This window comes from Actinomycetospora sp. CA-084318 (assembly GCF_050955885.1).
Taxonomy (GTDB): Bacteria; Actinomycetota; Actinomycetes; order Mycobacteriales; family Pseudonocardiaceae; genus Actinomycetospora.
Window position 1 is genome coordinate 4,374,811 of record NZ_CP192098.1, and the last position, 26,558, is coordinate 4,401,368.

28 protein-coding genes are annotated in these 26,558 nt (G+C 74.0%); 18 read left to right on the top strand and 10 right to left on the bottom strand.

The features are described from left to right. Position 1: 1 nt before the first annotated feature. The 6 genes from ACQPYX_RS21425 (at position 2) to ACQPYX_RS21450 (ending at position 5,085) form a co-directional block, all read left to right on the top strand. A complete protein-coding gene (locus tag ACQPYX_RS21425) occupies positions 2-874 on the top strand; it encodes a glutamine amidotransferase (protein WP_433799302.1) in 873 nt (290 codons plus the stop codon). Beyond that, the gene (locus tag ACQPYX_RS21430) at positions 862-1,539 is read left to right on the top strand and encodes a glutamate synthase (RefSeq protein ID WP_433799303.1); all 678 of its coding nucleotides are present in this window, start codon (positions 862-864) and stop codon (positions 1,537-1,539) included. The genes ACQPYX_RS21425 and ACQPYX_RS21430 overlap by 13 nt, the downstream gene beginning before the upstream one ends. Then, positions 1,539-2,849: an FMN-binding glutamate synthase family protein gene (locus ACQPYX_RS21435; RefSeq protein ID WP_433799304.1), complete on the top strand. Its 1,311-nt coding sequence runs from the start codon at positions 1,539-1,541 to the stop codon at positions 2,847-2,849. Before ACQPYX_RS21430 ends, ACQPYX_RS21435 begins: the two co-directional genes overlap by 1 nt. Continuing rightward, positions 2,842-4,026 (top strand): NAD(P)/FAD-dependent oxidoreductase, encoded by a 1,185-nt coding sequence (locus ACQPYX_RS21440; RefSeq protein WP_433799305.1) that lies wholly within the window; start codon positions 2,842-2,844, stop codon positions 4,024-4,026. Before ACQPYX_RS21435 ends, ACQPYX_RS21440 begins: the two co-directional genes overlap by 8 nt. Continuing rightward, positions 4,023-4,655: a helix-turn-helix domain-containing protein gene (locus tag ACQPYX_RS21445; protein ID WP_433799306.1), complete on the top strand. Its 633-nt coding sequence runs from the start codon at positions 4,023-4,025 to the stop codon at positions 4,653-4,655. Before ACQPYX_RS21440 ends, ACQPYX_RS21445 begins: the two co-directional genes overlap by 4 nt. A 274-nt stretch (positions 4,656-4,929) precedes the next feature. Further along, the gene (locus tag ACQPYX_RS21450; RefSeq protein WP_433799307.1) at positions 4,930-5,085 is read left to right on the top strand and encodes a hypothetical protein; all 156 of its coding nucleotides are present in this window, start codon (positions 4,930-4,932) and stop codon (positions 5,083-5,085) included. A 20-nt stretch (positions 5,086-5,105) separates the two neighbouring features. Here ACQPYX_RS21450 and ACQPYX_RS21455 read toward each other — a convergent pair whose 3' ends face one another. Both ACQPYX_RS21455 and ACQPYX_RS21460 read right to left on the bottom strand, forming a co-directional pair. Continuing rightward, positions 5,106-6,677, bottom strand: a complete 1,572-nt coding sequence (locus tag ACQPYX_RS21455) for a long-chain-fatty-acid--CoA ligase (protein ID WP_433799308.1) — start codon at positions 6,675-6,677, stop codon at positions 5,106-5,108. Positions 6,678-6,759: 82 nt separating this feature from the next. Then, a complete protein-coding gene (locus tag ACQPYX_RS21460; protein ID WP_433799309.1) occupies positions 6,760-7,458 on the bottom strand; it encodes a GntR family transcriptional regulator in 699 nt (232 codons plus the stop codon). Positions 7,459-7,622: 164 nt separating this feature from the next. Between ACQPYX_RS21460 and ACQPYX_RS21465 the strand changes: the two genes are divergently transcribed. From ACQPYX_RS21465 to ACQPYX_RS21490, 6 genes are all read left to right on the top strand, one after another. Next, complete coding sequence (locus tag ACQPYX_RS21465) at positions 7,623-8,504, top strand: fumarylacetoacetate hydrolase family protein (RefSeq protein ID WP_433799310.1); 882 nt, start codon at positions 7,623-7,625, stop codon at positions 8,502-8,504. Then, positions 8,501-9,484 carry an alpha/beta fold hydrolase gene (locus ACQPYX_RS21470; RefSeq protein ID WP_433799311.1) on the top strand — a complete coding sequence of 328 codons (984 nt, stop codon included), beginning with the start codon at positions 8,501-8,503 and terminating at the stop codon, positions 9,482-9,484. Before ACQPYX_RS21465 ends, ACQPYX_RS21470 begins: the two co-directional genes overlap by 4 nt. Further along, positions 9,481-10,086: a VOC family protein gene (locus ACQPYX_RS21475; protein ID WP_433799312.1), complete on the top strand. Its 606-nt coding sequence runs from the start codon at positions 9,481-9,483 to the stop codon at positions 10,084-10,086. Before ACQPYX_RS21470 ends, ACQPYX_RS21475 begins: the two co-directional genes overlap by 4 nt. Beyond that, positions 10,087-11,634, top strand: coding sequence for an FAD-dependent monooxygenase (locus ACQPYX_RS21480; protein WP_433799313.1), 1,548 nt, complete (start codon positions 10,087-10,089; stop codon positions 11,632-11,634). A 28-nt stretch (positions 11,635-11,662) separates the two neighbouring features. After that, entirely contained in the window at positions 11,663-12,547 is an 885-nt protein-coding gene (locus tag ACQPYX_RS21485) for an alpha/beta fold hydrolase (protein ID WP_433799314.1), read from the top strand. A 100-nt stretch (positions 12,548-12,647) separates the two neighbouring features. Then, on the top strand, positions 12,648-14,084 hold the full coding sequence (locus ACQPYX_RS21490) for a GntP family permease (protein ID WP_433799315.1): 1,437 nt from the start codon (positions 12,648-12,650) through the stop codon (positions 14,082-14,084). A gap of 7 nt (positions 14,085-14,091) precedes the next feature. On the opposite strand, the gene ACQPYX_RS21495 is transcribed toward ACQPYX_RS21490, so the two are convergent. After that, positions 14,092-15,681, bottom strand: a complete 1,590-nt coding sequence (locus tag ACQPYX_RS21495) for a Na+/H+ antiporter (RefSeq protein ID WP_433799316.1) — start codon at positions 15,679-15,681, stop codon at positions 14,092-14,094. Positions 15,682-15,987: 306 nt separating this feature from the next. Here ACQPYX_RS21495 and ACQPYX_RS21500 point away from each other — a divergent pair, with 306 nt between their 5' ends. Together ACQPYX_RS21500 and ACQPYX_RS21505 are read left to right on the top strand one after the other, a co-directional pair. Continuing rightward, positions 15,988-16,800, top strand: coding sequence for a uridine kinase (locus ACQPYX_RS21500; protein WP_433799317.1), 813 nt, complete (start codon positions 15,988-15,990; stop codon positions 16,798-16,800). Positions 16,801-16,811: 11 nt separating this feature from the next. Further along, positions 16,812-17,600, top strand: a complete 789-nt coding sequence (locus ACQPYX_RS21505; protein ID WP_433799318.1) for a molybdenum storage protein subunit alpha — start codon at positions 16,812-16,814, stop codon at positions 17,598-17,600. 70 nt (positions 17,601-17,670) lie between these two features. On the opposite strand, the gene ACQPYX_RS21510 is transcribed toward ACQPYX_RS21505, so the two are convergent. Then, positions 17,671-18,048, bottom strand: a complete 378-nt coding sequence (locus ACQPYX_RS21510; RefSeq protein WP_230756207.1) for an ATP-binding protein — start codon at positions 18,046-18,048, stop codon at positions 17,671-17,673. 247 nt (positions 18,049-18,295) lie between these two features. Here ACQPYX_RS21510 and ACQPYX_RS21515 point away from each other — a divergent pair, with 247 nt between their 5' ends. Continuing rightward, on the top strand, positions 18,296-18,706 hold the full coding sequence (locus ACQPYX_RS21515) for a DUF1330 domain-containing protein (RefSeq protein ID WP_230756205.1): 411 nt from the start codon (positions 18,296-18,298) through the stop codon (positions 18,704-18,706). A gap of 27 nt (positions 18,707-18,733) precedes the next feature. Beyond that, positions 18,734-19,942: an alpha-amylase family glycosyl hydrolase gene (locus ACQPYX_RS21520; protein ID WP_433799319.1), complete on the top strand. Its 1,209-nt coding sequence runs from the start codon at positions 18,734-18,736 to the stop codon at positions 19,940-19,942. Here the strand turns inward: ACQPYX_RS21520 and ACQPYX_RS21525 are convergent. The 3 genes from ACQPYX_RS21525 to ACQPYX_RS21535 form a co-directional block, all read right to left on the bottom strand. Then, on the bottom strand, positions 19,897-20,340 hold the full coding sequence (locus ACQPYX_RS21525) for a hypothetical protein (RefSeq protein ID WP_433799320.1): 444 nt from the start codon (positions 20,338-20,340) through the stop codon (positions 19,897-19,899). The two genes, ACQPYX_RS21520 and ACQPYX_RS21525, sit on opposite strands and share 46 nt — an antisense overlap. Before the next feature lie 143 nt (positions 20,341-20,483). Then, positions 20,484-21,635 (bottom strand): MBL fold metallo-hydrolase, encoded by a 1,152-nt coding sequence (locus ACQPYX_RS21530; protein WP_433799321.1) that lies wholly within the window; start codon positions 21,633-21,635, stop codon positions 20,484-20,486. A gap of 33 nt (positions 21,636-21,668) precedes the next feature. Then, positions 21,669-23,039: an NAD(P)/FAD-dependent oxidoreductase gene (locus ACQPYX_RS21535; protein ID WP_433799322.1), complete on the bottom strand. Its 1,371-nt coding sequence runs from the start codon at positions 23,037-23,039 to the stop codon at positions 21,669-21,671. 108 nt (positions 23,040-23,147) lie between these two features. Between ACQPYX_RS21535 and ACQPYX_RS21540 the strand changes: the two genes are divergently transcribed. Continuing rightward, positions 23,148-23,603, top strand: coding sequence for a PGPGW domain-containing protein (locus tag ACQPYX_RS21540; protein WP_433799323.1), 456 nt, complete (start codon positions 23,148-23,150; stop codon positions 23,601-23,603). 7 nt (positions 23,604-23,610) lie between these two features. On the opposite strand, the gene ACQPYX_RS21545 is transcribed toward ACQPYX_RS21540, so the two are convergent. Genes ACQPYX_RS21545 through ACQPYX_RS21555 form a run of 3 tightly spaced genes read right to left on the bottom strand, consistent with a single transcriptional unit; the run spans position 23,611 to position 25,389 of the window. Beyond that, on the bottom strand, positions 23,611-23,970 hold the full coding sequence (locus tag ACQPYX_RS21545; protein WP_433799324.1) for a UBP-type zinc finger domain-containing protein: 360 nt from the start codon (positions 23,968-23,970) through the stop codon (positions 23,611-23,613). A gap of 55 nt (positions 23,971-24,025) precedes the next feature. Next, on the bottom strand, positions 24,026-25,033 hold the full coding sequence (locus tag ACQPYX_RS21550) for a DUF5996 family protein (RefSeq protein ID WP_433799325.1): 1,008 nt from the start codon (positions 25,031-25,033) through the stop codon (positions 24,026-24,028). After that, on the bottom strand, positions 25,030-25,389 hold the full coding sequence (locus tag ACQPYX_RS21555; protein ID WP_433799326.1) for a hypothetical protein: 360 nt from the start codon (positions 25,387-25,389) through the stop codon (positions 25,030-25,032). Before ACQPYX_RS21555 ends, ACQPYX_RS21550 begins: the two co-directional genes overlap by 4 nt. A gap of 198 nt (positions 25,390-25,587) precedes the next feature. Between ACQPYX_RS21555 and ACQPYX_RS21560 the strand changes: the two genes are divergently transcribed. Next, on the top strand, positions 25,588-26,556 hold the full coding sequence (locus ACQPYX_RS21560; protein ID WP_433799327.1) for an alpha/beta hydrolase: 969 nt from the start codon (positions 25,588-25,590) through the stop codon (positions 26,554-26,556). Positions 26,557-26,558 lie beyond the last annotated feature (2 nt).

The following is a 26,558-nucleotide window of genomic DNA, read 5'->3' on the forward strand; positions in this document are numbered from 1 at the left end:
GATGTGCGGAATCGTCGGGCTCCACCTGCGTGACCCGGGGCTGCACCCGCAGCTCGGGCGGCTGCTGGAGTCGATGCTGTGCGGGGTCGTCGAACGCGGCCCGGACTCCGCGGGTGTGGCGGTCTACGGCGACCGGCGACGCGTGCCGGAGGGCCACGCGGCCGTGTCCGTCCTGCTGCCGCCGGACGCCGACACGGGGGCCCTGCCCGGTGCCCACGTGAGCCGGGCGGGCGACACCACGATCGTCGCCGCGCCCGAGCCGGTCGACGTGCTGGTCGCCCGGGTCCGGGAGGCGTTCCCGACGGCGACCGTGGTCGGGTCGGGGCGCGACCTCACCGTCTACAAGGGCGTCGGACACCCCCGCACCCTCGCCACCACCTACGGTCTGGCGGACGCGCAGGGCTGGCAGGGCCTCGCGCACACCCGGATGGCGACCGAGTCGGCCGTGGTCGCGGAGGGCTGCCACCCCTTCTCGGTCGGCCCGGACCAGTGCCTGGTGCACAACGGCTCGTTCTCCAACCACGCCTCGATCCGTCGCGAGCTGGTCCGGCAGGGCGTCGAGTTCGACTCGGAGAACGACTCCGAGGTCGGTGCCCGCTTCGTCGCCTCGCGCCTGGCGCAGGGCGAGGACCTGGAGAAGGCCCTGCTCGCCCTGCGCGAGACCTTCGACGGCTTCTACACCCTGCTCGTGACCAGCGCCGACGGGTTCGCCGTGGTCCGCGACCCGATCGCCTGCAAGCCCGCCGTCATCGCCGAGACCGACGCCTGGGTGGCGATGGCCTCGGAGTTCCGCGCGCTCGCGCCGCTGCCCGGCATCGAGCACGCCCGCCTCTACGAGCCCGAGCCCGGAAAGGTCTACGCATGGAGACGATGACCTTCGACCTCACGACGACGGGGGTCCGCGCCCTCAACGCCGAGCTCCACGACCCGACCGTCAAGAGCTACGAGGTGCTCCACCCGGAGGGCGCGCACGCCGTGGCCGCCGGGATCGACACCGGCATCGCGGTCGACGTGCACGGGCACGTCGGCTACTACTGCGCCGGCATGAACGACGGCGGCACGGTCACCGTCCACGGCAACGCCGCGACCGGGCTGGCCGAGAACATGATGTCCGGGACCGTCCGGATCACCGGGGACGCCTCGCAGTCGGCCGGCGCCACCGCGCACGGCGGGCTGCTCGTCATCGAGGGTTGCGCCTCCATGCGCTGCGGCATCTCGATGAAGGGCGTGGACATCGTCGTCGGCGGGTCGGTCGGCCCGATGAGCGCGTTCATGGCCCAGGCCGGACGCCTCGTGGTCTGCGGCGACGCCGGCGACGGGCTCGGCGACTCGATCTACGAGGCGCGCCTCTACGTGCGCGGACGGGTCGGCGAGCTCGGCGCGGACTGCGTGGAGAAACCGATGCGCGACGAGCACCGCGCCGAGCTGGCCGAACTGCTCGCCGCGGCGGGGCTGGACCACGATCCGGGCGAGTTCCGCCGCTACGGCTCCGCCCGACGGCTCTACCACTTCACCAGCGAGCACTCGGAGAGCTACTGATGGCACTCAGGGAATCGGCCACCTTCAGCCGCGGCGTCATCGACGACATCCAGCGCGCGGCCGAGACGGGCGTCTACGACATCCGCGGGTGGGGCGCCAAGCGCGCCGTCCCGCACTTCGACGACCTGCTCTTCCTGGGCGCCTCCATGTCGCGCTACCCGCTCGAGGGCTACCGCGAGCGCTGCGACACCGACGTGGTCCTCGGCGACCGCAACGCGCGGTACCCGCTGCACCTGCAGACCCCGGTGACGATCGCCGGGATGAGCTTCGGGGCCCTGTCCGCGCAGGCCAAGGAGGCGCTCGGCCGCGGGGCCTCCGAGGTCGGCACGTCCACGACGACGGGCGACGGCGGCATGACCCCCGAGGAGCGCGGCGAGTCCAAGCACCTCGTCTACCAGTACCTGCCCTCGCGCTACGGCATGAACCCCACCGACCTGCGCAAGGCCGACGCGATCGAGGTCGTCCTCGGGCAGGGCGCGAAGCCCGGCGGCGGGGGGATGCTGCTCGGCCAGAAGATCTCCGACCGGGTCGCCGGGATGCGCACGCTCCCGGCCGGGATCGACCAGCGCAGCGCCTGCCGGCACCCCGACTGGACCGGGCCCGACGACCTCGCCATCAAGATCCTCGAACTGCGCGAGATCACCGACTGGGAGAAGCCGGTCTACGTCAAGGTCGGCGCCACCCGCACCTACTACGACGTCAAGCTCGCGGTCGCCGCCGGCGCGGACGTCGTCGTCGTGGACGGCATGCAGGGGGGCACCGCCGCGACGCAGGACGTGTTCATCGAGCACGTCGGCATCCCCACCCTCGCCGCGATCCCCCAGGCCGCGCGGGCGCTGCAGGAGCTGGGGCTGCACCGCCACGGCGTCCAGCTGATCGTCTCCGGCGGCATCCGCTCCGGGGCCGACGTCGCGAAGGCGATGGCGCTGGGCGCCGACGCGGTCGCGATCGGCACCGCGGCGCTCATCGCGCTCGGCGACAACGCCCCCCGCTACGCCGCCGAGTACGAGGCGCTCGGCTCGGCGGCCGGGTGCTACGACGACTTCCAGGACGGCCGCGACCCGGCCGGCATCACCACCCAGGACCCCGAGCTCGCGGCCCGGCTCGACCCGGTCGAGGGCGGGCGCCGGCTCGCCAACTACCTGCGGGTCCTGACGATGGAGGCGCAGACGATCGCCCGCGCCTGCGGCAAGGCGCACCTGCGCCACCTCGAGCCCGAGGACCTCGTCGCCCTGACCGTCGAGGCGGCGGCGATGGCGCGGGTACCTCTGGCTGGTACGAACTGGATTCCCGGGAGTGGACATGCCTGAGGTCATCGTCGTCGGGGGCGGCCTGGAGGGCTGCGCCACCGCGTACGCGCTCACCCGCCGCGGGATCACCGACGTGACGATCGTCGAGCGCTCGACGGTCGGCTCCGGGGGCACCGGGAAGTCCTCGGGCGTGGTCCGGTGCCACTACGGGGTCTCCTCGCTCGCCGCCATGGCGACCCGGTCGCTCGACACGTTCGAGCACGCCGAGGACGTGCTCGGCGTCGACGTCGGGTTCTTCGGCATCGGCTACGTGGTCGGCGTCGGGCCGGAGAACGTGCCCGCGCTGCACGCCTCGATGGCCGACCAGCGCGCGGTCGGCGTGCGCACCGAGGACATCGACCACACCGAGGTCGCCAAGCTGTGGCCGGTCGCCGACCTGGAGCCCTTCGGGTCCTTCGCCTGGGAGGAGCGCGGCGGGTACGGCGACGCCTACCGCACCGCCCAGGGCTTCGCCGGCGCCGCCCGCCGTGTCGGGGCGCGCCTGCGCCAGGGCACCCTGGTGACCGGGCTCGTCGTCGGGAACGGCAGGGTGACCGGCGTGCGCTGCTCGGACGGGGAGGTCCTCGAGGCCGACACCGTGGTGCTCGCGGCCGGCCCGTGGTCGGTGCCGCTGCTCGCCGAGCACGGGGTCGACCTGCCGATCACCGTGCACCGGGAGTCGCTCGTGCTGGTCGACCCGGGGCAGGACCTCGGCGAGGTCCCGGTCTTCTCCGACCTCGTGTCGCTGCAGTACGTCCGCTACGAGCGGGTGTCCGCGGAGCTGCTCGTCGGCAACTCCGACCTCGGCACGCTCGAGCCCGCCGATCCCGACCGGTACTCGAACCAGGCGACGCCGGAGGCCCTCGACGCCGCCGTGGAGAAGGTCGGGACCCGCTTCCCGGGCCTGGTCGACGCGTCGATCGCGTCGACCTACGCCGGCTGCTACGACGTGACGCCCGACTTCAACCCGGTGATCTCGCGGGTCGACGGCCTCGACGGCCTCGTCGTCGCCGCCGGGTTCTCCGGACACGGGTTCAAGATCTCGCCGGAGGTCGGACGGCTGGTGGCCGACCTCGTCGTCGACGGGGTCAGCTCCGTGCCCGAGACCCCCGCCTCGGACTTCCGGCTGTCCCGCTTCGCCGAGGGCGACCTGCTGACGAGCCCGCACCCGTACGTCGGCGCGGGGCAGATGCGGTGAGCGACGTGTCGGGACCGCTGTCCCGCGAGGTCGAGGTCCCCGACGACGGGGAGGGTCGCCTGGAGCGCGCCATCGGCGCCCAGGTGCGCCGCATCCGGGCCGACGCCGGGTGGACGCTCGCCGAGATGGCGGCTCGGACGGGACTGTCGAAGGCGATGCTGTCGAAGATCGAGAACGCGCAGATCTCGTGCTCGCTGACGACGGTGGCCCGGCTCGCCGCGGCCCTCGACGTCCCGGTGACGGCCCTGTTCCGCGACGCGGACACCCCGCGGGAGGCGGTCTTCACCCCGGCCGGCGCCGGGGCCCGCACCGTCGCCCGCGGGACCCGGGTCGGACACGACTACACCCTGCTCGGCGCCCTGCGCGGCCCGCACAAGCGGATGGAGGCGCACCTCGTCACGCTCACCGAGCGCAGCGAGGAGTTCCCCCTGTTCCAGCACCCCGGCACCGAGCTGCTCTACATGCTCGAGGGCGCCATGGTGTACGGGCACGGGGACGCCTCGTACACCATGCGGCCCGGCGACGCGCTGCAGCTCGACGGCGAGGGCGCCCACGGCCCGCGCGACCTGGTCGAGCTGCCGATCCGGTTCCTCTCGGTGGTCGCCTACGGGGACACCGCGACCGGCTGAGGCCCGCTCGGCCCGTGACCCACCTCACGGCCCCGGCCGCATGACGGATCCGTCGCCCGCGACGTCCTACCGACGGACCATCCGACACCGGCCGGGCGCGCTCGCGGGCACGTCCTCCCCCATCGCGCTCCGCCGCGCCCGGCCACCGCCTCGCCGGAGGTGAGCCGACATCGCACCCGAACCCGCGGAGCAGATCCGAGTCGTCGCGCGCTCCGTCCTGGCCAACCTGGCCTCCCTGCAGGGGGAGGGCCTCTGCGTCACGGACGCCGAGGAGGTGATCGCCATCTGCCGGGTGCTCACGGCCTTCGAGGTCGACCCGGTCTCCCGGGGTGTGCTCATGGGACAGCTCCGTGAGCACCTGACGGCGGCCCGCGGCCTGACCGGCCGGGCGTTCCTCGGCTGGCTGGACGACATCGATCCCACAGGATGAGGACCGGGCCGGCCCGCCCGTCACCGGGCGGGGTCGGCCTCCGGCGTGAAGCGCTCCCGCAGGGTTTTCTTGACCACCTTGCCCCCGGGGTTGCGCGGCAGGGCGTCCACGTACCGGACGTGGCGGGGCCGTTTGTACGCCGCGAGGTGCTCGCGCGCGAAGGCCTCGACCTCGGCGTCGGTCGGCGCGTCGTCCGGATCCCGCGGGACGACCACCGCCAGCGGGGTCTCGCCCCACCTCGGGTCCGGGACGCCGATGAGCGACACCTCGGCGATCTTGGGGTGCGCCGCCAGCACGTTCTCCACCTCGGCGCAGTAGATGTTCTCCCCGCCCGAGATGATCATGTCCTTGAGCCGGTCGACCACGAAGAGGTATCCGTCCTCGTCCTCGCGCACCAGGTCGCCCGAGTGGAACCACCCGCCGCGGAACGCCTCCGCGGTCTCGTCGGGCTTGTTCCAGTACCCGGTCATCACCATCGGGCTGCGGTAGACGATCTCCCCCACCGTGCCCCGCGGGACGTCGGTCATCTCGTCGTCGACCACGCGGACCTCGACGCCGACCATGGGCGTCCCGATCGAGCCGATCTTGCGGATCGAGTCCTCGCCGCGCAGGTAGGTGGTCACCGGGCTGCACTCGGTCTGCCCGAAGGCCGTGCAGACCTCTGCCTGCGGGAAGGACGCGATCATCGTCCGCAGCAGCGTGTCCGACGCCGGGGCGGCGCCCCACGAGATGCGGCGCAGCCGGGAGAGGTCGTGCGCGGCGAGGTCGGGCAGCGCGCAGATCGCCTGCCACTGGGCCGGCACCATGAAGCAGGAGGAGACGCGCTCCTCGGCGAGGGTCGCCACCGTGGCTGCAGGGTCGAACCCACCGGACGGCGGGATGACGATCGTTCCCGTGGTGATCAGCGCCGGCAGCATCCCGGAGAGCCCGGCGATGTGGAACAGGGGTGCCGCCGACATCCACACCCGGTCGTCGCCCTCGAGCCCGAGGGTCGCCATCGAGCAGAAGGCGTGCAGGTAGAGGTTGCGGTGGGTCAGCACCGCACCCTTCGGAGCACCCGTGGTCCCCGACGTGTACATGATGAAGGCCGGCGCCTCGTCGTCCACCGGCCGCTCCCGGTGGGCCCCCGACGCCTCGGCGAGCACCGCGTCGAGTCCCTCGCCGAGGACGAGGACATCGGTGACGTCGGGCGCGGCCCGACGGGCGTCGTCGACGACCGGGACGAACGCCTCGTCGCAGAGCACCACGCGGGCCCCGCTGTCGGTCAGCACGTAGGCGACCTCGTCGGCGACCATCCGGAAGTTCACCGGCACCGCGATCGCGCCGACCCGCAGCGCCGCCAGCCAGGCCTCGACGACGTCGGTGCTGTTGAGTCCCAGCACCGCGACCCGGTCCCCGGCGACGACACCACGGGCGGTCAACGCGTCGCCCAGCCGCGTCACGCGGTCGTCGACCTCGCGGTAGCTCCGTCGGGACCGGGCGTCGACGAAGGCCGTGCGGTCCGGCTCCAGCCGTGCCGCCCGGGCGACCATGTCGCTCATCGTCATCCCGCGCCCGGTGATCGATCCGGCCGGGCCCACCGTTGCGGTCATCGGTCTCCTCGCCACTGCGTCGTGCCGCGATCCGCCGCCATCCTCCTGCGCGACGAGCACCTCGACCAGACCGTCGCGGGCCTCACGCCGTGGCGTCGTGCTCCACCGTCGCCGCCGCCGACGGGCGGTCGAGGCCCGCCATGCGGGCCAGCATCGTGGAGAGGTTGTTCTCCAGGTGCTCGCGCACGGCCGCGCGCACCCGCTCGGGATCGCGGGAGCGAGCGGCGTCGACGAGCTCGTCGTGGGCGTGCGCACGGTGGGCGGCGAACGAGTCCGGCGCCTCGACCGGGTCGAAGACGAGCCGGGTGTAGCGCTCGGAGGCGTCCCAGAGTGGCGTGAGCATCCGCCGGTCCCAGTCGCTCGCGGCCGGCTCGATGAGGGCGGCGTGGAAGTCGCGGTGGGGTTGCCAGAACGCCTCGCCGAGCACGTGGTCGAACGTCGCGCGGACCATGCCGTCGAGTTCGTCGATCGCTGCGTCGGTCCGGCCGGGTGCCGAGAGCGCGGCGAGCTCAGGCTCCACGGTGATCCGCAGGCGGTAGATGGCCCGGAGGTCGTCGGGGTCCAGCGGGGTCACCGTCGCGCTGCGCGACGGGCTGAGCACGATCAGCCCCTGGGCCTCCAGCTGGCGCAGGGCCTCGCGGACGGGCACGTGACTGACACCGAGCTGCTCGGTCAGGGCCGGCACCGTGAACGGACGTCCGGGCGGGAGCTCGCCGCTCAGGATCGAACGCCGGATCTCGTGCAGCACGAGATCGACCGCCGAGGCCTTCCGTGCTGCCACCGACCGCACACCTCGACCCACCTCAGCGGTCACGGCCACTCCCCTCCCGACGACGCCCGGCACGAGCCTAGCGCCCGTTGACATCTTATAAGTTAGCTCTCTAGCGTCGGCGATGGCACAGGTCACACCAGGGCCGCGGCGCCCTCGTCCAGGGAGGACACCCCTTGCGCATCGCCAACCACGCGGGCCGACTGGCCCTGGTGGAGCCCGACCCCGAGAGGTCCGGAGGTCTGCGTGGCCTCGACGTCGAGGAGATCTCCGACGGCCGCTTCGCCCCCGATCCGCAGGCCGTCTACGGGCGGTGGGCCGAGTTCCGGGGCTGGGCCGACGCGGTCGACCTGACCGCCGCCGTCCCGCTCGATCCCGGCGCCCTCGGTCCGGTCGCCCCGCGTCCGCCGCAGGTCTTCGCGGTCGGCCTCAACTACCGCGACCACGCGGCGGAGTCGGGCATGGAGCTCCCGACGACGCCGCTGGTGTTCACCAAGTACGCCTCCAGCTTCACCGGGCCGCAGGGTGACATCGCCCTGTCGCCGGGCGACGTCGACTGGGAGGTCGAGCTCGTCGCCGTCCTCGCCACCGGCGGGCGGGACATCCCCGCCGAGCAGGGCTGGGACCACGTCGCGGGTCTGACCGTCGGCCAGGACATCTCCGACCGCACCACCCAGTTCTCCGCCCCGCCCCCGCAGTTCGGGATGGGCAAGTCCTATCCCGGCTTCGCCCCGACGGGTCCGGCCCTCGTCAGCGTCGACGAGCTCCGGGCCGCGGGCCTCGACCCCGACGACCTGGAGCTGGGCTGCCTGCTCAACGGCGAGAGCGTCCAGAAAGGGCGGACCGGCGCGATGGTCTTCTCCGTGCCCGACCTCGTCGCGCGGCTCTCCTCGATCGTCACCCTGCTGCCCGGGGACGTGGTGTTCACCGGCACCCCGGCCGGGATCGGCGCCGGCCGCACCCCGCCGCGCTTCCTCGCCGAGGGCGACGAGCTGGTCACCTGGGTCGCCGGGGTCGGACAGATGCAGCACCGCTTCGTGCCGGGAGATCGGACGTGACCCGCCTCGAGGCCGCCGACCGCGCCGACACCTTCGTCGCCCACGCCTACCCCGAGCGGACCGTCGACCTCGGCGAGGTCCGGATGAACTACGCGGTCGCCGGCGACGAGTCGCTGCCCGCGCTGGTGCTGATCCCGGGCCAGTCCGAGTCGTGGTGGGGCTACGAGGCCGCCATGGCGCTGCTCGCCGACCACTTCCACGTCCACGCCGTCGACCTGCGCGGGCAGGGCCGCTCGACGTGGACCCCGGGCCGCTACACCCTGGACAACTTCGGCAACGACCTCGTCCGGTTCATCGACCTCGTCGTCGGGCGGGAGACGCTCGTCAGCGGGATGTCCTCCGGCGGCATCCTGTCCGCCTGGCTCTCGGCCTACGCCAAGCCCGGGCAGATCCGGGCCGCGGTGTGGGAGGACCCGCCGCTGTTCTCCAGCGAGGTCCGCCCGGCCTTCGGGCACGGCATCGACCAGGCGGTCGGACCGATCTTCCGGGTCTGGCACAAGTGGCTCGGCGACCAGTGGTCGATCGGCGACTGGCCCGGCCTGCTGCGCGCCATGCCCCGCGAGGTCCCGCTGGAGATGCTCCGCCACCTCCCGGCGATGTTCCCGCCCGACGAGGACGCCGACCCCACCGCGGGGCCCCCGCAGAACCTCCGCGAGTACGACCCGGAGTGGGGCCGGGCGTTCGTCTCCGGCACCGCCACGGCGTCGTGCGACCACGTGACGATGCTCGAGCAGGTCCGGGTGCCCGTGCTGCTCACCCACCACTTCCACACCGTCGACACGACCACGGGCCGGCTGACTGGCGCCTACTCCGACGACCAGGCCCGGCGCGCCCGGGAGATCGTCACCGCCGCGGGCGGGCGCATCGACTACCGCTCGTTCCCGGACATGCCGCACTCGATGCACGAGCACGCCCCGAAGCAGTTCCTCGACACCGTCCTCGACTGGGTCGCCACCCTCGACCGCCAGGAGAAGCCATGACCGACTCCCGCCCCGTCCCGATCATCCCGCCGAAGCTGCACCACGCGACGTTCCTGACCCTCAAACTGGACGAGATGGTCCGCTGGTACGGCCTGGTGTGCGGGCTCCAGCCCGTGCACTACGCCGAGACCGCGGCCTGGCTGACCAACGACGAGGCCAACCACCGGATCGCCCTCATCGCGCACCCCGCGATCACGCGCCCGGAGAACAAGCCGACCAGCGCCGGGCTGCACCACACCGCGTTCGAGTACGCGACCTTCGGGCAGTGGCTGGACAACTACGTGCGGCTGCGCGAGCACGGAGTCACCCCGTTCATGTGCCTCGACCACGGTCTGACGATGTCGATGTACTACGCCGACCCGGAGGGCAACGGCGTGGAGATCCAGTACGACTGCTTCGGCGACTGGGCGGCGTCCAAGGAGTGGATGTGGTCGGCCCGGGAGTTCGCGGAGAACCCGATCGGCGAGTGGTTCGACCCCGACAAGATCGTGGAGGCGCGGGCCCAGGGGCTGTCCCAGGACGAGATCCACGAGGGGGCGCGCGCCGGGAAGTACCGGCCGGAGAACCCGCCGGCCGACGTCCTGCTGCCCGAGGCCTACTGAGTGGCCGGCACTGCGTCGGTGCTGATCGCGGGCGGCGGCCCGGTCGGACTGGCCGCCGCGATCGAGCTGGGTCGTCGGGGCGTCCCGTGCGTCGTCGTCGAACCCCGGCGGACGGTCTCGCACGCCCGACCCCGGTGCAAGACCGTCAACGTCCGCACCATGGAGCACCTGCGGCGCTGGGGCGTCGCCGACCGTCTGCGCGAGCGCGCCCCGCTCTCGCCCGCGTTCTCCACCGACGTCGTGTTCTGCACGTCGTTGCTCGGGCGGGAACTCTCCCGCTTCACGGGTGTGCTCGGCCTGGCTCCGCAGGGTGACCGCTTCCCCGAGGTCGGACAGCAGGCCCCGCAGTTCGTCCTCGAGGAGCTGCTGCGGGAGGTCGTCGACGAGCTGCCCGTGGTGGAGCTGCGGTTCGGCACCCGCGTCGTCGACCTCGAGCAGACCGCCGAGGCCGTGACCGTCCACGTCGAGGGGCCCGACGGAGCCGGAACGATCACCGCGGACTATGTGCTCGGCTGCGACGGACCGCGCAGCGTGGTGCGCGACCGGATCGGGGCCGCGTACCTCGGCGAACGGGCGCTGCGGCCGAACTTCGGCATGGTCGTGCGGGCCCCCGGGCTGTCCGCCCGCGTGGGGCTCGGCCCGGCGGTGCAGTACTGGACGGTCAACCGGGACGCCCCGGCGCTGCTCGGGCCGCTCGACCGCGACGACACGTGGTGGATGATCGCGTTCGGGGTCGACCGGGAGACCGGGGAGCGGGAGGCGGCGGCGCTCGTCGACGCGGCCGTCGGGGCGCCGACGGAGGCCACCGTGCTCTCGACCGACCCCTGGACCGCACGGATGCAGCTCGTCGACACGCTCCGCGTCGGCCGCGTGTTCCTCGCCGGCGACGCCGCGCACCTCAATCCGCCCTTCGGCGGGCACGGGCTGAACACCGGGATCGGCGACGCGGTGGACCTCGGGTGGAAGCTCGCCGCGGTCCTGCAGGGCTGGGGCGGGCCGGGGCTGCTCGCGAGCTACGAGGCGGAACGGCGACCGGTGCAGGACCGGGTCATCCGAGCGGCCGAGGAGAACATGCGCACGCTCTCGACCGACCTCGTCGCGGACGACCTCGACAGCGACTCCCCGGCCGGGGACGCCGCCCGCCGTGCGGCGCACCGGCGGATCCAGCAGACCAAGGCCGCCGAGTTCCACGCCCTCGACCTCGTGCTCGACCTGGATCATCGCCACTCACCGGTGGTGGCGGGCGGCCCGCACGCCGGGGAACGGCTGCCCCACGCCTGGCTGCCCGACGGCCGCTCGCTCTACGACGCCCTCGGGTCCGGTCTCACGGTGCTCACCGGCCCCGCGGACGACGGCAACCCGCTGCGGGACGCCTGTGACCGGCGCGGCGTCCCGGTCACCGTCGCACCCCTGCTCGACGACGACCTCCGGCACCGGCTCGGGGCCGGGGTGCTGCTCGTGCGGCCCGACCAGCACATCGCATGGTCCGGCACGACCTGCCCGGAGCGGCCCGGGGAGGTGATCGACACGGTGGTCGGTCGGGCCTGATCGACGTGGGTCGGAGAAGAGTGCAGGGATGCACTCGGTTCCCGCGGGCGTCCTCGACGTCGCTCTCCTCGACGACGGGCCCGCCGACGGCTGGCCCGTCGTGCTCACCCACGGCTTCCCCTACGACGTGCACGCCTACGACGAGGTCGTCCCGCTGCTGACCGCGGAGGGCGCCCGCGTCGTCCGTCCCTGGCTGCGCGGCCACGGCCCGACCCGGTTCCGGTCTCCCGCCACACCGCGCAGCGGGCAGCAGGCCGCACTCGGATCCGATCTGCTCGCCCTGCTCGACGCCCTGACGCTCGAGGCACCCATCCTGGCCGGGTACGACTGGGGCGGCCTCGCCTCCTGTGTGGCCACCGTGCTCCGACCCGACCGCGTGGCCGGCCTGGTGTCGCTGGCGAGCTACGACGTCATCGACGTCGCGGCCCAGCGCCGGCCGCAGACCCCCGGGCTCGAGCACGCCGTCTGGTACCAGCACCTGCTGCAGACCGAGCGCGGACGCGGTGTCCTCGCCGCCCACCGCCGAGAGCTGTGCCGGATGCTGTGGCAGCAGTGGTCGCCGCGCTGGCGGTTCGACGACGCCCTCTTCGACCGCACCGCCGAGGCGTTCGACAACCCCGACTTCGTCGACGTCGTGGTCCACGCCTACCGCCACGCGCTCGGCAACGCCGACGGCGACCCCGCCTACGGGGAGCGCGAGGCCCGGCTGGCCCGGCGGCCGCCGGTCACGGTGCCCGCGGTGACGCTCGACGGGACGGACGACACCCTCAAGCCCGGCGGCACCGCCGACCACGCGGCGATGTTCACCGGCCGGCACGAGCACCGCGTCGTCGAGGCCGGGCACGCCCTGCCCTACGAGGCCCCGGACGCCTTCGCCGACGCCGTGCTCACCGTGCACGCCTGGACGCGGTGATCGCAGGGACCTCGGACACCTCTCACCCGGTCGTCCGGAGGCGTACCTTTCGTCCGGATCGCGCGGCCGGCGGGAGGTCGCACCGACCCGGGAGGACACCGTGGACCAACCGGCGCCGACACTCGGCACCGCGCCCCTGCTGCTCATCGCGGTCGGCGCGGTCGGATTGCTGCTCCTGCTGATCATGCGGTTCCGGCTGCACGCGTTCGTGGCCCTGGTCCTGGTCAGCGTGCTGACCGGCCTCGCGACCGGCCTGCCGGTCGGCGACCTCGTCGACACCCTGCTCGACGGGTTCGGGTCGACCCTGGCCGAGGTCGCCCTGCTCGTCGGCCTCGGGGCGATGCTCGGCAAGCTGCTCGAGGTCACCGGGGGCGCCCAGGTACTGGCCGACCGCCTGATCACGGTGTTCGGCGAGCGACGCGCACCGTTCGCGCTCGGCGTGACGTCGCTGCTGTTCGGCTTCCCGATCTTCTTCGACGCGGGCTTCGTCATCCTCCTGCCGATCGTGCTCACGGTGGCGCGGCGCTTCGGCGGGTCGCTGCTGTACTACGCCCTGCCCTCCGCGGGCGCGTTCGCCGTGATGCACGCGCTCGTCCCGCCGCACCCCGGCCCGGTCGGGGCGGGCAACCTGCTCGGCGCCGACGTCGGGCTGCTCGTCGTCGCGGGCCTGGTGGTCGGACTCCCGACGTGGTTCCTGGCGTCGTACCTGTTCTCGCGCTGGATCGGGAGCCGGATCGACGTCCCGGTGCCGGACGTCTTCGGTGCCGGCCCGGGCGATGACGACGACGGGAGCCGTGTGGACGGCGCCGGCGCGGGCGGCACCGACACGGCGGTCACCGGGACCGCGGTGCGCGCCCCGGCGTTCGGCACCGTCGTCACGCTGCTCCTGCTGCCCCTCGTGCTGATCCTGTTCAACACCGGGCTGAACACCCTCGCGACCTACGGCGTGGTGCCCGAGGACGCGACGTGGGTCGCCGCACTGCGCCTGATCGGCGAGACCCCGATCGCCCTGCTCATCACGCTGCTGGTCGCCGTGGTCGTCCTGGCTCGCGAGCGCTTCCGCCGCGACGAGATCGAGGAGCTGCTGAACTCCTCGCTCGGCCCCATCTGCGCGATCGTCCTGATCACCGGGGCGGGCGGCATGTTCGGCGAGGTGCTGCAGGCCAGCGGTATCGGCACCGCCCTGACGAGCTCCCTGAACGCCCTCGGCCTGCCCGTCATCGTCGCCGCGTTCGTCATCGCGCTCTGCCTGCGCGTCGCACAGGGCTCGGCGACGGTCGCGCTCCTGACGACCGCCGCGCTGATCGCTCCGGCGGTCGCCACCGCGGGGATGTCGGGCTTCGACGTCGCCCTCGTGGTCATCGCGATCGCCGGCGGCTCGACCGCGCTGTCCCACGTCAACGACTCGGGCTTCTGGCTGGTCGGTCGGTTCCTGAAGATGGACGTCTGGACCACCCTGCGGACCTGGACCGTCATGGAGACGCTGATCGGCGTGATCGCCTTCCTGATCGCCGCCGGGCTGAGCCTGGTCGTCTGATCGCCGCTCACTCCGGGCCCGGGACCCCCGTCAGCCCGAGTTCCTCGTTGTCCAGCTCGGCCTGCACCCGCAGCACCACCTCGTCGTCGATCAGCCCGTCGTCGCGCAGCGCCACCAGCACCCGGCGCCGTTCGCGCACCAGGGCGAGCCGGACCGCCGTCTCGACGTCGTCGTCGAGCTGCCGGCGCTCGTCGTCGCGCACGGCGCCCTGCCGGGCCCGGCGGTCCTCGTGCTCGGCGCGCAGCCGCTCCACGAGGGCCTCGGGCGCGTCGTGGTCGGCCGCTGCCCGTGGCAGGAGCGCGAGCGCCCCGTCGAGGGTGCGGGTGTGGGCCAGGGCCATCTCCTCCTCGGCCGCGACGTCCGGGCCGTAGCGGGCGATCCGCACGACGGCGGGCAGGGTCAGCCCCTGCACGACGAGGGTCACCAGGATGACGCCGCAGGTGATGACGAGAAGCAGGTCGCGGTCGGGGAACGGCTGCCCGTCCGCGGTGGTGAGCGGGACGGCGAGGGCGATCGCGAGCGAGACGGCCCCCCGGAAGCCCGACCAGGCGAGCGGCAGCCGGTGCCGCGCCGACATCCGGCGGGCCCGCTGGCTCGCGCGCCGGTCGACCAGCCGGATCACGTAGGGCACGACGTTGAGCCACGCGAGCCGGGTGAGGATCACCGCGGCCGACACGAGCAGCGCGGCGAGGACGCCGAACCCGAGGGTGCGCGACGACAGGCCGGACACCGCGGCGGGGAGCTCGAGCCCGACGAGCAGGAAGAGGGTGGCGTTGAGCAGGAAGGTCGTGATCCGCCAGAACGCGTGCGCCTGCACCCGGGTGCGGGCCCCGATCGTCCGCGGTCCGACGCGCGCCAGCGCCAGCCCGCACACGACGACCGCGAGCACCCCGGACGCGTGGATCTCCTCGGCGAGCAGGAACGCGACGAACGGGGTGAGCACGCTGATGACGCTCTCCAGCAACGCGTCCCGCGCGACGCGCCGGACCTGCGTCGCCACCCACGCCAGGACGAGCCCGATCACGATGCCGCCGAGGTAGGAGACCGCGAAGTCGCCGAGCACGGGGAGCGCCTCGAACGCCTCCGTGCCGGTCGCCACGCCGACGGCCACCCCGAAGAGCACGAGCGCGGTCCCGTCGTTGACCAGGCTCTCCGCCCGCAGCATCGTCAGCGGCCGCCGCGGCAGCCCGCGGGCGACGGCGGTGACCGCCGTCGCGTCCGTCGGCGCGAGGATCGCCCCGAGGACGAAGCCGACCGGCCAGCTCAGCCCCAGCACGAGGTGGGCGGTCGCCGCCACCGCGGCCGCCGTCGCCACGACGAGGAAGACCGACGACAGCACGAGGGTCCGGAGGTCGTTGCGGATCGACCGCAGTGACGTCGTCAGCGCCTCCCAGTAGAGCAGCGCCGGCAGGAACAGCAGCACCACGAGCTCGGGCGGCACGCGGATGCCGGAGGTGACGGGCAGGAAGCCGAGCGCCACTCCCCCGACGATCAGCAGGACCGGCCCGTTCATCCCCGTCCGGCGGGCGACGAGCTCCGCGAGCACCACCGCCACGCCGCAGAAGACCAGCACGGCGAGCCCCGTGATGTCGTACATCACGCCATCTTCACACCGAATCGGGCGGACCGGGCCGGCGAGCGCCCCGTCAAGGTCGGCGGCGTCGTAGGACTGCGTCCTGAGCACCGTCCGTCGCCCGAGGTGATGTCGCGGAGATCACCCGATCGGACTCCGGTCCCGGCATCGCGGTGACGGGTCCGCGACCGGCCCGCGCCTGCGGCGGACCGCTCCCCACGACCCCGCACACGGGTATCGATGCTGGTCAGAGCACCGTGGCATCGATCGGTCGTGCACCGCTAGATTCGCGCCCGCCCTCGACGATCCCGGGGGCGGAGAGGAACCGTCGTGACCGCCCCGACCAGTAGTGACCTGGCGTCGCTGCTCCGGACCCGCTCGTTGGACGACGCCGCGCTCGCCGCGGCGAGCGTCGACGCCCCCGACCACGCCGTGCTGCCCGAGGCCACCGTGGTGAAGATCGGCGGCCAGAGCCTGATGGACCGGGGCGCCGCTGCGGTGCTGCCCGTCGTCGAGGAGCTGCTCGCGGCCCGGGGACAGCACCAGCTGCTCATCGGTACCGGCGGCGGCACCCGCGCCCGCCACGCGTACTCCCTCGCCGCCGAGCTGGGCCTGCCCACCGGGGTGCTGAGCGACGTCGGATCCGCGGTCGCCGGCCAGAACGCCACGATGCTGGGCTACCTGCTCGCCCGCCACGGAATCCCGGTCGTCGCGCCGAACGCCTTCGCCTCGCTCCCCCTCCAGGTCGCCGAGATCGGCGCCGCGATCTTCGCCGGCATGCCGCCGTACGGCATGTGGCAGCGCGTGCCGGGCGAGGGCGTCATCCCGCCCTACCGCACCGACGCCGGCTGCTTCCTCGTCGCCGAGACCTACGGCTGCCGGCAGATGATCTACATCAAGGACGAGGACGGCCTGTTCACGGCCAACCCGAAGAACAACCCCTCGGCCACCTTCATCCCCCAGATCACCGTCGACGAGCTCCTCGCCCGCGACCTGCCCGACCTCGTGCTCGAGCGCGGGATGCTCGAGCTGCTGCGCGACGCGCGCCGGGTGCGCTCCGTCCAGGTGATCAACGGGCTCGTGCCCGGACGCATCACCGCCGCCCTCGCCGGCGAGCACGTCGGCACCATCATCTCGGCGTAGAGGAGACCACCATGAGCGACACCAAGGACGTCCCCTCGGCGCTGATGCGCCAGACCCTGCTCGACCGTCAGCTGGTCCGCGAGGCCACGGACGTCGAGCACGGCCCGATCCGGCTGCTGCCCTGGCTCGACGTGGTCGTGCTCGGCGGCTCCACCATCATCGACGGCGGCCGCGACACGCTGCTGCCGGTCGTCGAGGAGATCCGTTCGCTGCTCGGGTCCCGCCGCATGCTCATCCTGACGGGCGCCGGCGTGCGCGCCCGGCACGCACTCGGGGTCGGGCTGGACCTCGGCCTGCCCACCGGCGCGCTCGCCGGGCTCGCCGCCACCGAGGCCGAGCAGAACGGGCACCTGGTCGCCGCGCTCCTGGCGGGCGAGGGCGTCTCCTACCTGCCGCACGGCGCCGTCGCCGGGCAGCTCTCGGTGCACCTCGCCGCCGCGCCCGCGGTCGTCTCGAACGGCTACCCGCCCTACGGCGTGCACGAGTTCACCTCGCAGCGGACGAAGCTGCCGCTGCACCGCACCGACGCCGGGGCCCTGCTGCTCGCCGACGCCCTCGGCGCGCGCTCGGTCACCTACGTCCGCGACGCCGACGCGCTCGCGCGCTTCACGGGCGCGGAGCGGGTCTCAGCCAAGGAGCTGCGGACCACCGACGCGGACCTGCCCCTCGACCGGATCGTCGGGGAGCTGCTGGAGCACGCCAAGCACGTGCGCGAGGTCCGGGTCGTCGACGGCACCTCGTCGGGCCAGCTCGCTAGCGCGATCGCCGGCGAGCCGGCGGGCGTCGTCGTCCACGCCTGAGGCGTACCGACGGGGAGTGCGGCGGGGTGCGTCATCGATGGCGCACCTCGCCGCACTCGCGGCGGCCGGGTCAGTCGTCGGTGACCGGCCAGCACATCCGCACGGTGGTCCCGTCGTCGCCGGCCTCGATCGAACTGCGCTGGGCGAGGCGGCCGATGAGGTCGATGCCGCGGCCGCGGAAACCGGGGTCGCCGCGGGGCTGCCACACGCCGTTGTCGGCCACCAGCACGGCCACCCCGCCGCCGCAGGCACGCGGCCCCGCGACGAGTTCCACGCTGCAGTCCCAGTCCGGGCAGGCGTGCTCCACCGCGTTCGTCACCGCCTCGTCGACGACGAGCAGGATCGACTCCGCGGTCTCCTGGTCGACCCCGCTCGCGTCGAGCCAGTCCTGCATCCGGCGCCGCAGGGTGCGCACCGTGTCCGGCTCGGCGTCGAGGCGCTCGAGCACGCCCACACCGCGTGCGCGCTGCCGCTCCGGCCAGCACACGCAGGCCGGCCCCTCGGTTCGCGGTGCGTCGTCCGCCGGGGTCACCTGCGTCGGTCAGACCGTGTGTCGGTACCTGCCATGAGCCGTGGCTACCCGTTCCGGACCAATCCGACCGTCCGCGCGACCGGCGTCCTGCGCCACAAGTCTTACTTGTTAGTCAGCACGCAAGTTGGCTAGGGTGGGGGTCCCAGACCGCGAGGAGATGCCCGTGCCGACCACCCACCTCGATCCGAGCCGACTGCGGGCCACCGGCGGCGTGTCGCCCGACCGGCCCGTCACGATGCTCAACCTCGTGCGCTTCCGCGAGCAGGCCGAGTACGGCCCCGCCAGCGGGTACGCGCCCTGCTCGGGCCGCACCGCGTACCTGGAGCGCTACGTCCCCGCCTTCCGGGCGATCGCCCCGGCCTTCGGCGGCACGACGCCGGTGTACGTGGGCGAGGCCCACGAGCTCCTCGTCGGCCCCGACGACGAGCACTGGGACCTCGTCGCGCTCATCCGCTACCCCGACCTCCCCACCCTCAGGGCCTTCCTCGACGACGAGCGCTACCTGCGGGAGGCCGCGCCGCACCGGATCGCGGCGCTCGCCGACTGGCGGTTCCAGGTCACGTCCGCGCCGTGACCGGGCGGGCATGTCACCATCTCCGCGATGAGCGAGCCCGGCTGGGTCCACCACGCGATCTGGTGGCACGTGTACCCGTTGGGCGCCGTCGGCGCGTACCCGGCCGACGAGCCGCCCGGCCCGGAGGAGCACCGGCTGCGCCGCCTCGTCGGGTGGCTGGACCACGTGCAGCGCCTCGGCACGAACGGCGTCCTGCTCGGCCCGGTCTTCGCGTCGAGCAGCCACGGCTACGACACGACCGACCACCTCCGCGTCGACCCGCGCCTCGGCGACGAGGACGACCTGGACCACCTGGTGGCCGAGGCGCACGACCGGGGACTGCGCGTCCTGCTCGACGGCGTGTTCAACCACCTCGGGCCGGAGCACCCCCGGGTGCTCGGCGCCCGCGCCGACCCCTCCGGCCCGGACGCGGCCTGGTTCCGGCACGCTCCCGACGGTGGGCTCGCGACGTTCGAGGGCCACCCCGGTCTGCTGGCCCTCGACCACGGGCGCCCCGAGGTCCGCGACCACGTCGTCGAGGTGCTGCACCACTGGCTGGACCGCGGGATCGACGGCTGGCGCCTCGACGCCGCCTACGCCGTGCCGGCCGACTTCTGGGCGGACGTCCTCCCCCGGGTCCGCGAGCGCCACCCCGACGCCTGGTTCCTCGGCGAGGTGCTGCACGGCGACCACGCCGCGATCGCCCGCGCGACGACGATCGACTCGCTGACCCAGTACGAGCTGTGGAAGGCGATCTGGTCGAGCCTCAACGACCGCAACCCCCACGAGCTCGCCCACGCCCTGGGCCGCCACGAGGAGTTCCTCGCCGGCGAGGTGCCCGCCACCTTCGTCGGGAACCACGACGTCACCCGCCTCGCGAGCCGGCTCGACGACCGCCGGGCGCTGCCCCTCGCCCTCGCGGTGCTCTTCACCGTCGCCGGCACACCCACGGTCTACGCCGGCGACGAGTTCGGGCTGACCGGGGTGAAGGAGGACCGGCACGGCGGCGACGACGCCGTCCGCCCGGAGTTCACCGAGCTCCCGCCGCCCGGCGCGGACCTCGACGTGCTGCACCACCACCAGGAGCTGATCGGCCTCCGGCGCCGGCACGACTGGCTGCACCGCGCGCACGTCGAGGTCGTCCACGTCGACCACGAGCGACTCGTCTACCGCAGCCACCTCGACGACCACGCCCTGCAGGTCACCCTCGACTACGGCGACGGCCACCGGGCCCCGAGCTGGTCGCTCGAGGACTGACGGCGCCGCAGCGAACACCGGGGGCCGTGCTTCTTGCTGGAGAGGAGCGCGGTGTCGAGGCGGCGGTGGGTCAGGTGCGGCTCGGCGACGTCGACGACGACGCGGTGGAACGGCCGACCGCTGAGATAGACCACGACCAGGTCGGTCCCGCCGTGCACGGCCCAGAACTGACGACGCTCGCCGATCCCCCAGCACCCGGTGCGCCACCGCCGCGGCCAGCCCAGCGCCGGGGCCGCGAGGCGGGGACCGGAGGCGAGGGCGTCGGCCCGGCGCATCACGCGCGCCCCGAGCACGCGGGCGAACGGCACGACGAGTTCGCGGCGGCCGCCGGCGAGGACGTCGATCCCGGAGAGCCTGACGATGAAGCCCGTCGAGCCGACGTCGAGCCCTACCGCCATGACCGCCCCCGAGGAATCGCGGACCGTGCTCCCCGGGATCGAGGAACAGACCGTTCGGTCCTTGAGTCGGTCGCGCGCCCCGTGCAGTTATCCGACACGCCGGAGCCGGGGCGAAGTTGGGCCGCCCGGCGGCGACCGGCGGCTCAGTCGGACGCCGCGACGCCTCCCGGATCCGGCCGAACGGGCGCTGGCGCGACCTCGCGCCACCAGGGCGACCCGGGCCGGTCGTCGGGAACGGAGAGATCGAGGCGCCGGCCGAGGCGCGGGAGCGCGAGTCGGACGCGGCGGTCCTCCGCCGCGCGCAGCGTCCGTTCGGCAGGCTCGGCCCAGGGGTGGAAGCCGAGCGCGAAGGTCGCCCAGTGGACCGGCAGCATGACCGCGCCCCGCAGCGCCGTGTGCGCGGCGACCGCCTCCTCGGGCGTGGTGTGGATGTCCGGCCACAGCTCGGCGTAGGCCCCGACCGGCATCAGGGTGAGGTCGAACGGGCCGTGCTGCTCACCGGTGCGGGCGTGGACCGCGCTCGCGCCGGTGTCGCCCGCGACATAGACGGAGTGCTCCGGGCCCGCGACCTTCCACGCGGCCCACTGCGTGGTGTTGCGCCGCAGGCCCCGACCGGAGAAGTGCCGGGCCTCGAGGCAGGTGAAGGTCAGCCCGGCGACCGCCGCGGCCTCGTCCCAGTCGCGCTCGACGACCCGGTCGGCGGCGACACCCCAGCTGCGGAGATGGGCCCCGACCCCGAGGGGCACGACGAACGTGGCGACGGTGCATCGGGCGAGCCCGACGACGGTCGGCCGGTCGAGGTGGTCGTAGTGGTCGTGGCTGATCAGCACGACGTCGACCTCGCCCACCGCCGCCACCGGCACCGGCGGGGCGTGCAGGCGCCGCGGCCCGAACCCGGGGACGGGCGAGGTGCGCGTCGACCAGACGGGGTCGACGAGCACCCGCCGGCCGTCGACCTCGAGCAGCACGCTCGTGTGGCCGAACCACGTGAGGGCGAGCCGGCTGCGGTCGGCCCCGGGCGGGGTGGTCACGAGCGGGATCGGGCGCGGCGGCAGACCGACCCGGCGCCGTCGCAGGATCATGGTCGCGATCTGGCGGGCCGTCAGGTCCGGTCGCGGCAGGCCCGGCTCCCGGTTGGCGAACGCCCCGTAGTGCGCGTGCGGCGAGCGCTGCGCGAGGCGCCGGAGCACGGCGAGCCGGGCGCCCATGTTCCGGCGCACGTGCAGCCCGAGCGCCGCCACGCCCACGGCGGAGGTGGTACCGAGGGCGGGCAGGACCGGGCGGGGAGGGCGCACACTCTCAGCCTCCCGCGCCGCCGCGCGTCCCGCTCAGCCGCCCTGACCGCGCTCCGGCGGGAAGGGCATCTGCGGGTGGTGGGGCACCTCGGGCGAGGAGGTGTCGAGCGGGACCGACGCGGAGCGCACGAGGCCGAGCTGGGTCGACTGGCGCCCCAGGACGGCGTCGAGGAGCCAGTCCATCGCGGTGCGCACCCGGTTGCCGGGCATCGAGAGCAGGTGGTAGCCGCGGGCCACGGCCTTCGCGGGGAGGCGGGACAGCCGCAGGCGCACCGGGTTCGCCGCCGCGTCCGTGCCGCCGAGGTCCACGACGAAGCCGAGGTCGCGGTGCCGGTACCGGCGCAGCCGGCGCCCGCGCAGCGACGCCGCGACGTTGCGGCCGGCGAGGCGGCCCTGCCGTTCGGCGTGCTGGGCGGTCATGGCGGTGTACTCGCCGGGCCGCTCGACGTCGGGCACCGCCGCGGCGTCACCGCACGCGAACACCTCGGGGTGGCCGGGCACCGACAGGTCCTGGTCGACGACGAGCCGGCCCTGCGCGAGCTCCAGCCCGACCCCCTCGACGAGCGGGTCGGGGCGGACGCCGACGCACCAGACGATCGTCCGGGTCGGGACCTGCTCGCCGTGCTGCAGGCGGACCCCGTCGGCGGTCGCCTCCGCCACCGTCTCGCCGGTGCGCACCTCGACCCCGCGCTCGCGCAGGACCGTCTCGGCGGTCCGCCCGAGGTGCCGGTCGAGACCCGAGAGCACCTCGCCGCGGGTCACCAGCAACCAGCGCACCGCGTCGTCGCCGAGCCCGCGGGCCCGCGCCAGTTCCCGGGTGAACAGCACGCCCTGGGCGGCCACCTCGGTGCCGGTGTACCCCGCGCCGACCACCACGAAGGTGCAGCGGGCGCGGCGTTCCTCCTCGTCGTCGGTCCCGACGGCGAGGTCGATCTGCCGGATCAGGTGGTCGCGCAGGTAGAGCGCCTCGGGGATGCCGCGGAAGCCGTGGGCGTAGGTGCTGAGCCCCGGGATCGGCATGAGCTTGTGGACGCTGCCGACGGCCAGGACGAGCCGGTCGTAGCCGACCGTGTGGTGGCGGCCCTCCGGGTCCATCCAGCGCACCCGGCGCCCGGCGAGGTCGATGTCGTCGACCTCGCCGTGGGCGTGGCGGACCGTGCGCGGCAGCGTGGCGGCCAGCGACACCGAGATGCGCCGCGGGTCCAGGACGCCGGCCGCCACCTCGGGCAGCAGCGGCAGGTAGAGGAAGTAGTTCGTCGGGCTGACGAGGACGACGTCCGCGGTGTCGCCCACGGATCGCGCCAACGCCTTGACCGCGTGGTAGCCGGCGAAGCCGCCGCCCACGACGACGACGCGGGGGCGGTCCCCGGTGGTCGGCCCGGTGTCCTGCTCCGTGCTGGTCACGGCGGCAGCTTCCCGATGGGTCCGACCGGCGAAACGGTGCTCGGGCCGCGTGCCCAGCTGCGGGGGGCGTCACGAGGCGGACCGGTCCGCAGCGGGTACCTGTCCGGTATGGCACCTCGGGCGGCGCGCGACGCCGGCGTCCTGGTCCGGCGCATCGCGGTGACGATCGTGGGCGTCGCGCTCGTAGTCGTCGGCGTCGTCCTGCTCGTCCTGCCCGGGCCCGGCCTGCTGCTGGTCCTCGCCGGGCTCGTCGTGCTCGCCAATGAGTACCCGTGGGCGCAACGCTACGTCGGGCCGGTGCGGCGGCAGGCGATCGTGGCGGCGCAGTTCAGCGTCGCGTCGCGGCTGCGGATCGCGTGGACCGCCGCGGTGGGCCTGGCCCTGATCGTCGGCGGCATCGTCTGGATCGCCGTCCCGACGCTGCCCTTCGGCGGGGTCGGCACCGGATCGAGCCTGATCCTCTCCGGGGTGATCCTGCTCGGGCTGCTCGGCTACAGCGTCCACCGCTGGGGCGGCGGGCGCGGCGCACCGGCCCGGGAGCCGGCCCGACGACGAGTGGTGTGAGCCCGGCTCAGTGCAGCCGGGACGTCCAGTCCCGCGGCACGCGGTCGGCCGGCCCCGGCACCGTCTGGTCCGCCGGGTGGTGGCGCGGTGCCGCGAGGTCGGGCCCCTCCCCGGCCCCGCCGGTGCGGTCGTCGTAGAACCAGTACTCGCCGGGCTCGTAGCTCGTCAGGATCGGATGGCCGGCCTCGCGGGCGTGCCGGGTCGCGTGCTGTTCCGGCGAGGAGTCGCAGCACCCGACGTGCCCGCACGCCGCGCAGCGGCGCAGGTGGAACCACCACCCGCCGTCCCGGTCGCACTCGAGGCAGCCCGGGCCCGACGGCGACGCGGTGGGGTCGATCTCGGCAGGGGTCTCGTCCACGGTGCTCATCCTGCTCGATCCACGGCCGTCCGCGCATCGGTCGTCCGACCGAGGTCGGTGCGGATCAGAAGTGCCAGTCCGAGGCGACCGCGAGGTCGTGCTCGGCCTGCGTGATCCGCTCCTGCTCGGTGCGGCGCGCCGCGGCCAGGACCGGGTCGGTCACACCGCCCCGGCAGCTGTACTCACCCACCGACCAGCCCGCGGCGCCCGCCCCGGCGCGGTAGGCGCTCTCGTAGAACCCGAGCACCGTCGCGCGGGGATCCGCCGTCGCGCGGGCCGCGTCGTAGGTCAGCACCGCGAGGTGCGAGCCGTTCTGCTCCTGCCACCGGGCGGCCGCCGGGTGCAGCGGGGCGTCGGCCGTCCCCGCGGGCTCGGGGGCGGTGTAGGAGTAGAAGGCGGGCTCGGGCGTGGCCGGGTCCCCGAACCAGAACCCGAAGCTCACCACCTCCCGCGAGTACGCCTCCCGGGTCACGGGGTCCGTCGCCTCGCCGTGTTCCACGACGCGGTCGGAGAACCGCGTGAGCGCGAGGTCGAAGGTGTGCCAGAAGTGGTGGACCGGGCTGGTCTTGCCGCTGTAGCGCCCGGCGAACTCCTCGAGCAGCAGGTTGACCTGCCCGAGGACGTGCCAGTAGCGCGTGACGGCGGCCGGGTCGTAGGTCGCGTGCTCGGAGTCCTGCGCGAACGGCCGGTCCCGGTCGGGCAGGTCGAACGGTCGCGGGTCGGCGATGACGACGTCGAGGCCGAGCGCCGCGAGACCGGCGGTGAGGTCCGCGTGGAACCCCGCGACGGAGCGGTCGGTCAGCGGGAACGACCACCGGCCGCCGTCGGTCGTCGTCAGGTCGAGCCGGTGGTCGAGCAGGTCGAGGTCGATGCAGAACGCCCGCGCCCCGTCGAGGCTCATCGGCCGGGTGGTCAGCCCCCGTCCGGACAGGTGCAGCGGCACGTTCCACCAGTGGTTGCGTCGGGGGCTCGCCGCGAGGCGGACCTTCCCGACGACCTGCAGGAACCGGTGGAGGGTGTCCCGGGTCGGACGCCACTCGGCGTAGGGCAGGGCGGGGAAGAGCTCGGTCATGCGGGCCTCCCGGGCGTCGCGGCGTCGTCCGGCGTCGGGACCTGCGCCGCGTGGGGGTGGTTGACGAAGAGGACGGCGACGACGTTGGCCGCGAGGTCGACCACGATGCTGTCCGTCGCCACCATGATGGCGAGCGTCACGACGCCGAGCGCCAGTTCGTGGGGTGGCCGGTCGGGCAGGCCGGCGACGTTGCGCAGGGCCCGGACGAGGACGGGATGCTGCGCGACGGGCTCGGTGTCCGCGACCTCCTCCAGCCGCCGGCCGACGACGCGGGCGCCGTCGCGCAGCCGGACGAGACCCGCCGTGGCCAGGGTCCCGAGGGGTTCCAGGACGGTGGAGGTCGCCGCGGTCGTCATGGCGGCAGCGTCGCGGCCGGACCTCGCCCGACGCATCGGTCAAGCGACCGATGCCGACCCGCGACCCCCGCGGCGCGCGTACGGCCCGTGGTCGCGCACTGAGCCACGGCGTCGGAACGGTCGAACGACCGATACCGACCATGACGCCGGGCGTCCCACGCTGGTCGCACTCCGTCACCTCGTCCGGAAGGCGCCCCCGTGCCCGACCAGCCCGCACCCGTCCTCGAACCCGCCGCCCAGGAGTTCGCCGACGCCACCGCCAAGCCCCCGTTCCTCTACGACCTCGGCCCCGTCGAGGGCCGTCGCACCGTCGACGAGGTCCAGAAGGGCGACGGCGTCGCCCGCCCGGACGCCGACGTCACCGACCTGACGATCCCCGGCGGCCCGTCGGGTGAGGTCTCGATCCGCATCGTGAAGCCGGCCGGGGCCACCGGGACGCTGCCCGCGCTGCTCTACACCCACGGCGCCGGGTGGGTCTTCGGCAACGCCCACACCCACGACCGGCTCGTCCGCGAACTCGCGGTCCGGGCGCAGGCCGCCGTGGTCTTCACGAACTACAGCCTCTCCCCCGAGGCGCGGTACCCGACCGCGATCGAGGAGATCTACGCGGCGCTGCGGTGGACCGCCGAGCACGGCGCCGAGCAGGGCATCGACGGGAGCCGCCTCGCCGTCGCCGGGGACTCGGTCGGCGGGAACATGACCGCCGCGATCACGCTGCTGGCCAAGCAGCGCGGCGGGCCCCGGATCGCGGCCCAGCTGCTCTACTACCCGGTCACCGACGCGAGCTTCGACACGGCGTCCTACGAGCAGTTCGCCAGCGGCTACTTCCTCTCCCGCGAGGGCATGCACTGGTTCTGGGACCAGTACACGACCGACCCCGCCGAGCGGGCGCAGATCACGGCCTCGCCGCTGCGCGCCACCCTCGACGACCTCGCGGGTCTGCCACCGGCGCTCGTCGTCGTCGGCGAGGCCGACGTCCTGCGCGACGAGGGCGAGGCCTACGCCGCGAAGCTCCGCGCGGCCGGCGTCCCGACGACCGCCGTGCGCTACGCCGGGATCATCCACGACTTCGTCATGCTCGACGCCCTCCGCGACACGCACGCGGCCCGCGCCGCGACCCGCCAGGGCGGCGAGTTCCTGTTCGACGCACTCCACGAGGGGAACTGACC

What these genes read in the sequence shown, in the direction of transcription:
- ACQPYX_RS21425 (WP_433799302.1), top strand. Translation starts at nt 2, where the DNA reads ATGTGCGGAATCGTCGGGCTCCACCTGCGTGACCCGGGGCTGCACCCG.
- ACQPYX_RS21430 (WP_433799303.1), top strand. Translation starts at nt 862, where the DNA reads ATGGAGACGATGACCTTCGACCTCACGACGACGGGGGTCCGCGCCCTC.
- ACQPYX_RS21435 (WP_433799304.1), top strand. Translation starts at nt 1,539, where the DNA reads ATGGCACTCAGGGAATCGGCCACCTTCAGCCGCGGCGTCATCGACGAC.
- ACQPYX_RS21440 (WP_433799305.1), top strand. Translation starts at nt 2,842, where the DNA reads ATGCCTGAGGTCATCGTCGTCGGGGGCGGCCTGGAGGGCTGCGCCACC.
- ACQPYX_RS21455 (WP_433799308.1), bottom strand. Translation starts at nt 6,677, where the DNA reads ATGACCGCAACGGTGGGCCCGGCCGGATCGATCACCGGGCGCGGGATG.
- ACQPYX_RS21475 (WP_433799312.1), top strand. Translation starts at nt 9,481, where the DNA reads ATGACCGACTCCCGCCCCGTCCCGATCATCCCGCCGAAGCTGCACCAC.
- ACQPYX_RS21485 (WP_433799314.1), top strand. Translation starts at nt 11,663, where the DNA reads ATGCACTCGGTTCCCGCGGGCGTCCTCGACGTCGCTCTCCTCGACGAC.
- ACQPYX_RS21495 (WP_433799316.1), bottom strand. Translation starts at nt 15,681, where the DNA reads ATGTACGACATCACGGGGCTCGCCGTGCTGGTCTTCTGCGGCGTGGCG.
- ACQPYX_RS21505 (WP_433799318.1), top strand. Translation starts at nt 16,812, where the DNA reads ATGAGCGACACCAAGGACGTCCCCTCGGCGCTGATGCGCCAGACCCTG.
- ACQPYX_RS21520 (WP_433799319.1), top strand. Translation starts at nt 18,734, where the DNA reads ATGAGCGAGCCCGGCTGGGTCCACCACGCGATCTGGTGGCACGTGTAC.
- ACQPYX_RS21525 (WP_433799320.1), bottom strand. Translation starts at nt 20,340, where the DNA reads ATGGCGGTAGGGCTCGACGTCGGCTCGACGGGCTTCATCGTCAGGCTC.
- ACQPYX_RS21540 (WP_433799323.1), top strand. Translation starts at nt 23,148, where the DNA reads ATGGCACCTCGGGCGGCGCGCGACGCCGGCGTCCTGGTCCGGCGCATC.
- ACQPYX_RS21545 (WP_433799324.1), bottom strand. Translation starts at nt 23,970, where the DNA reads ATGAGCACCGTGGACGAGACCCCTGCCGAGATCGACCCCACCGCGTCG.
- ACQPYX_RS21550 (WP_433799325.1), bottom strand. Translation starts at nt 25,033, where the DNA reads ATGACCGAGCTCTTCCCCGCCCTGCCCTACGCCGAGTGGCGTCCGACC.
- ACQPYX_RS21555 (WP_433799326.1), bottom strand. Translation starts at nt 25,389, where the DNA reads ATGACGACCGCGGCGACCTCCACCGTCCTGGAACCCCTCGGGACCCTG.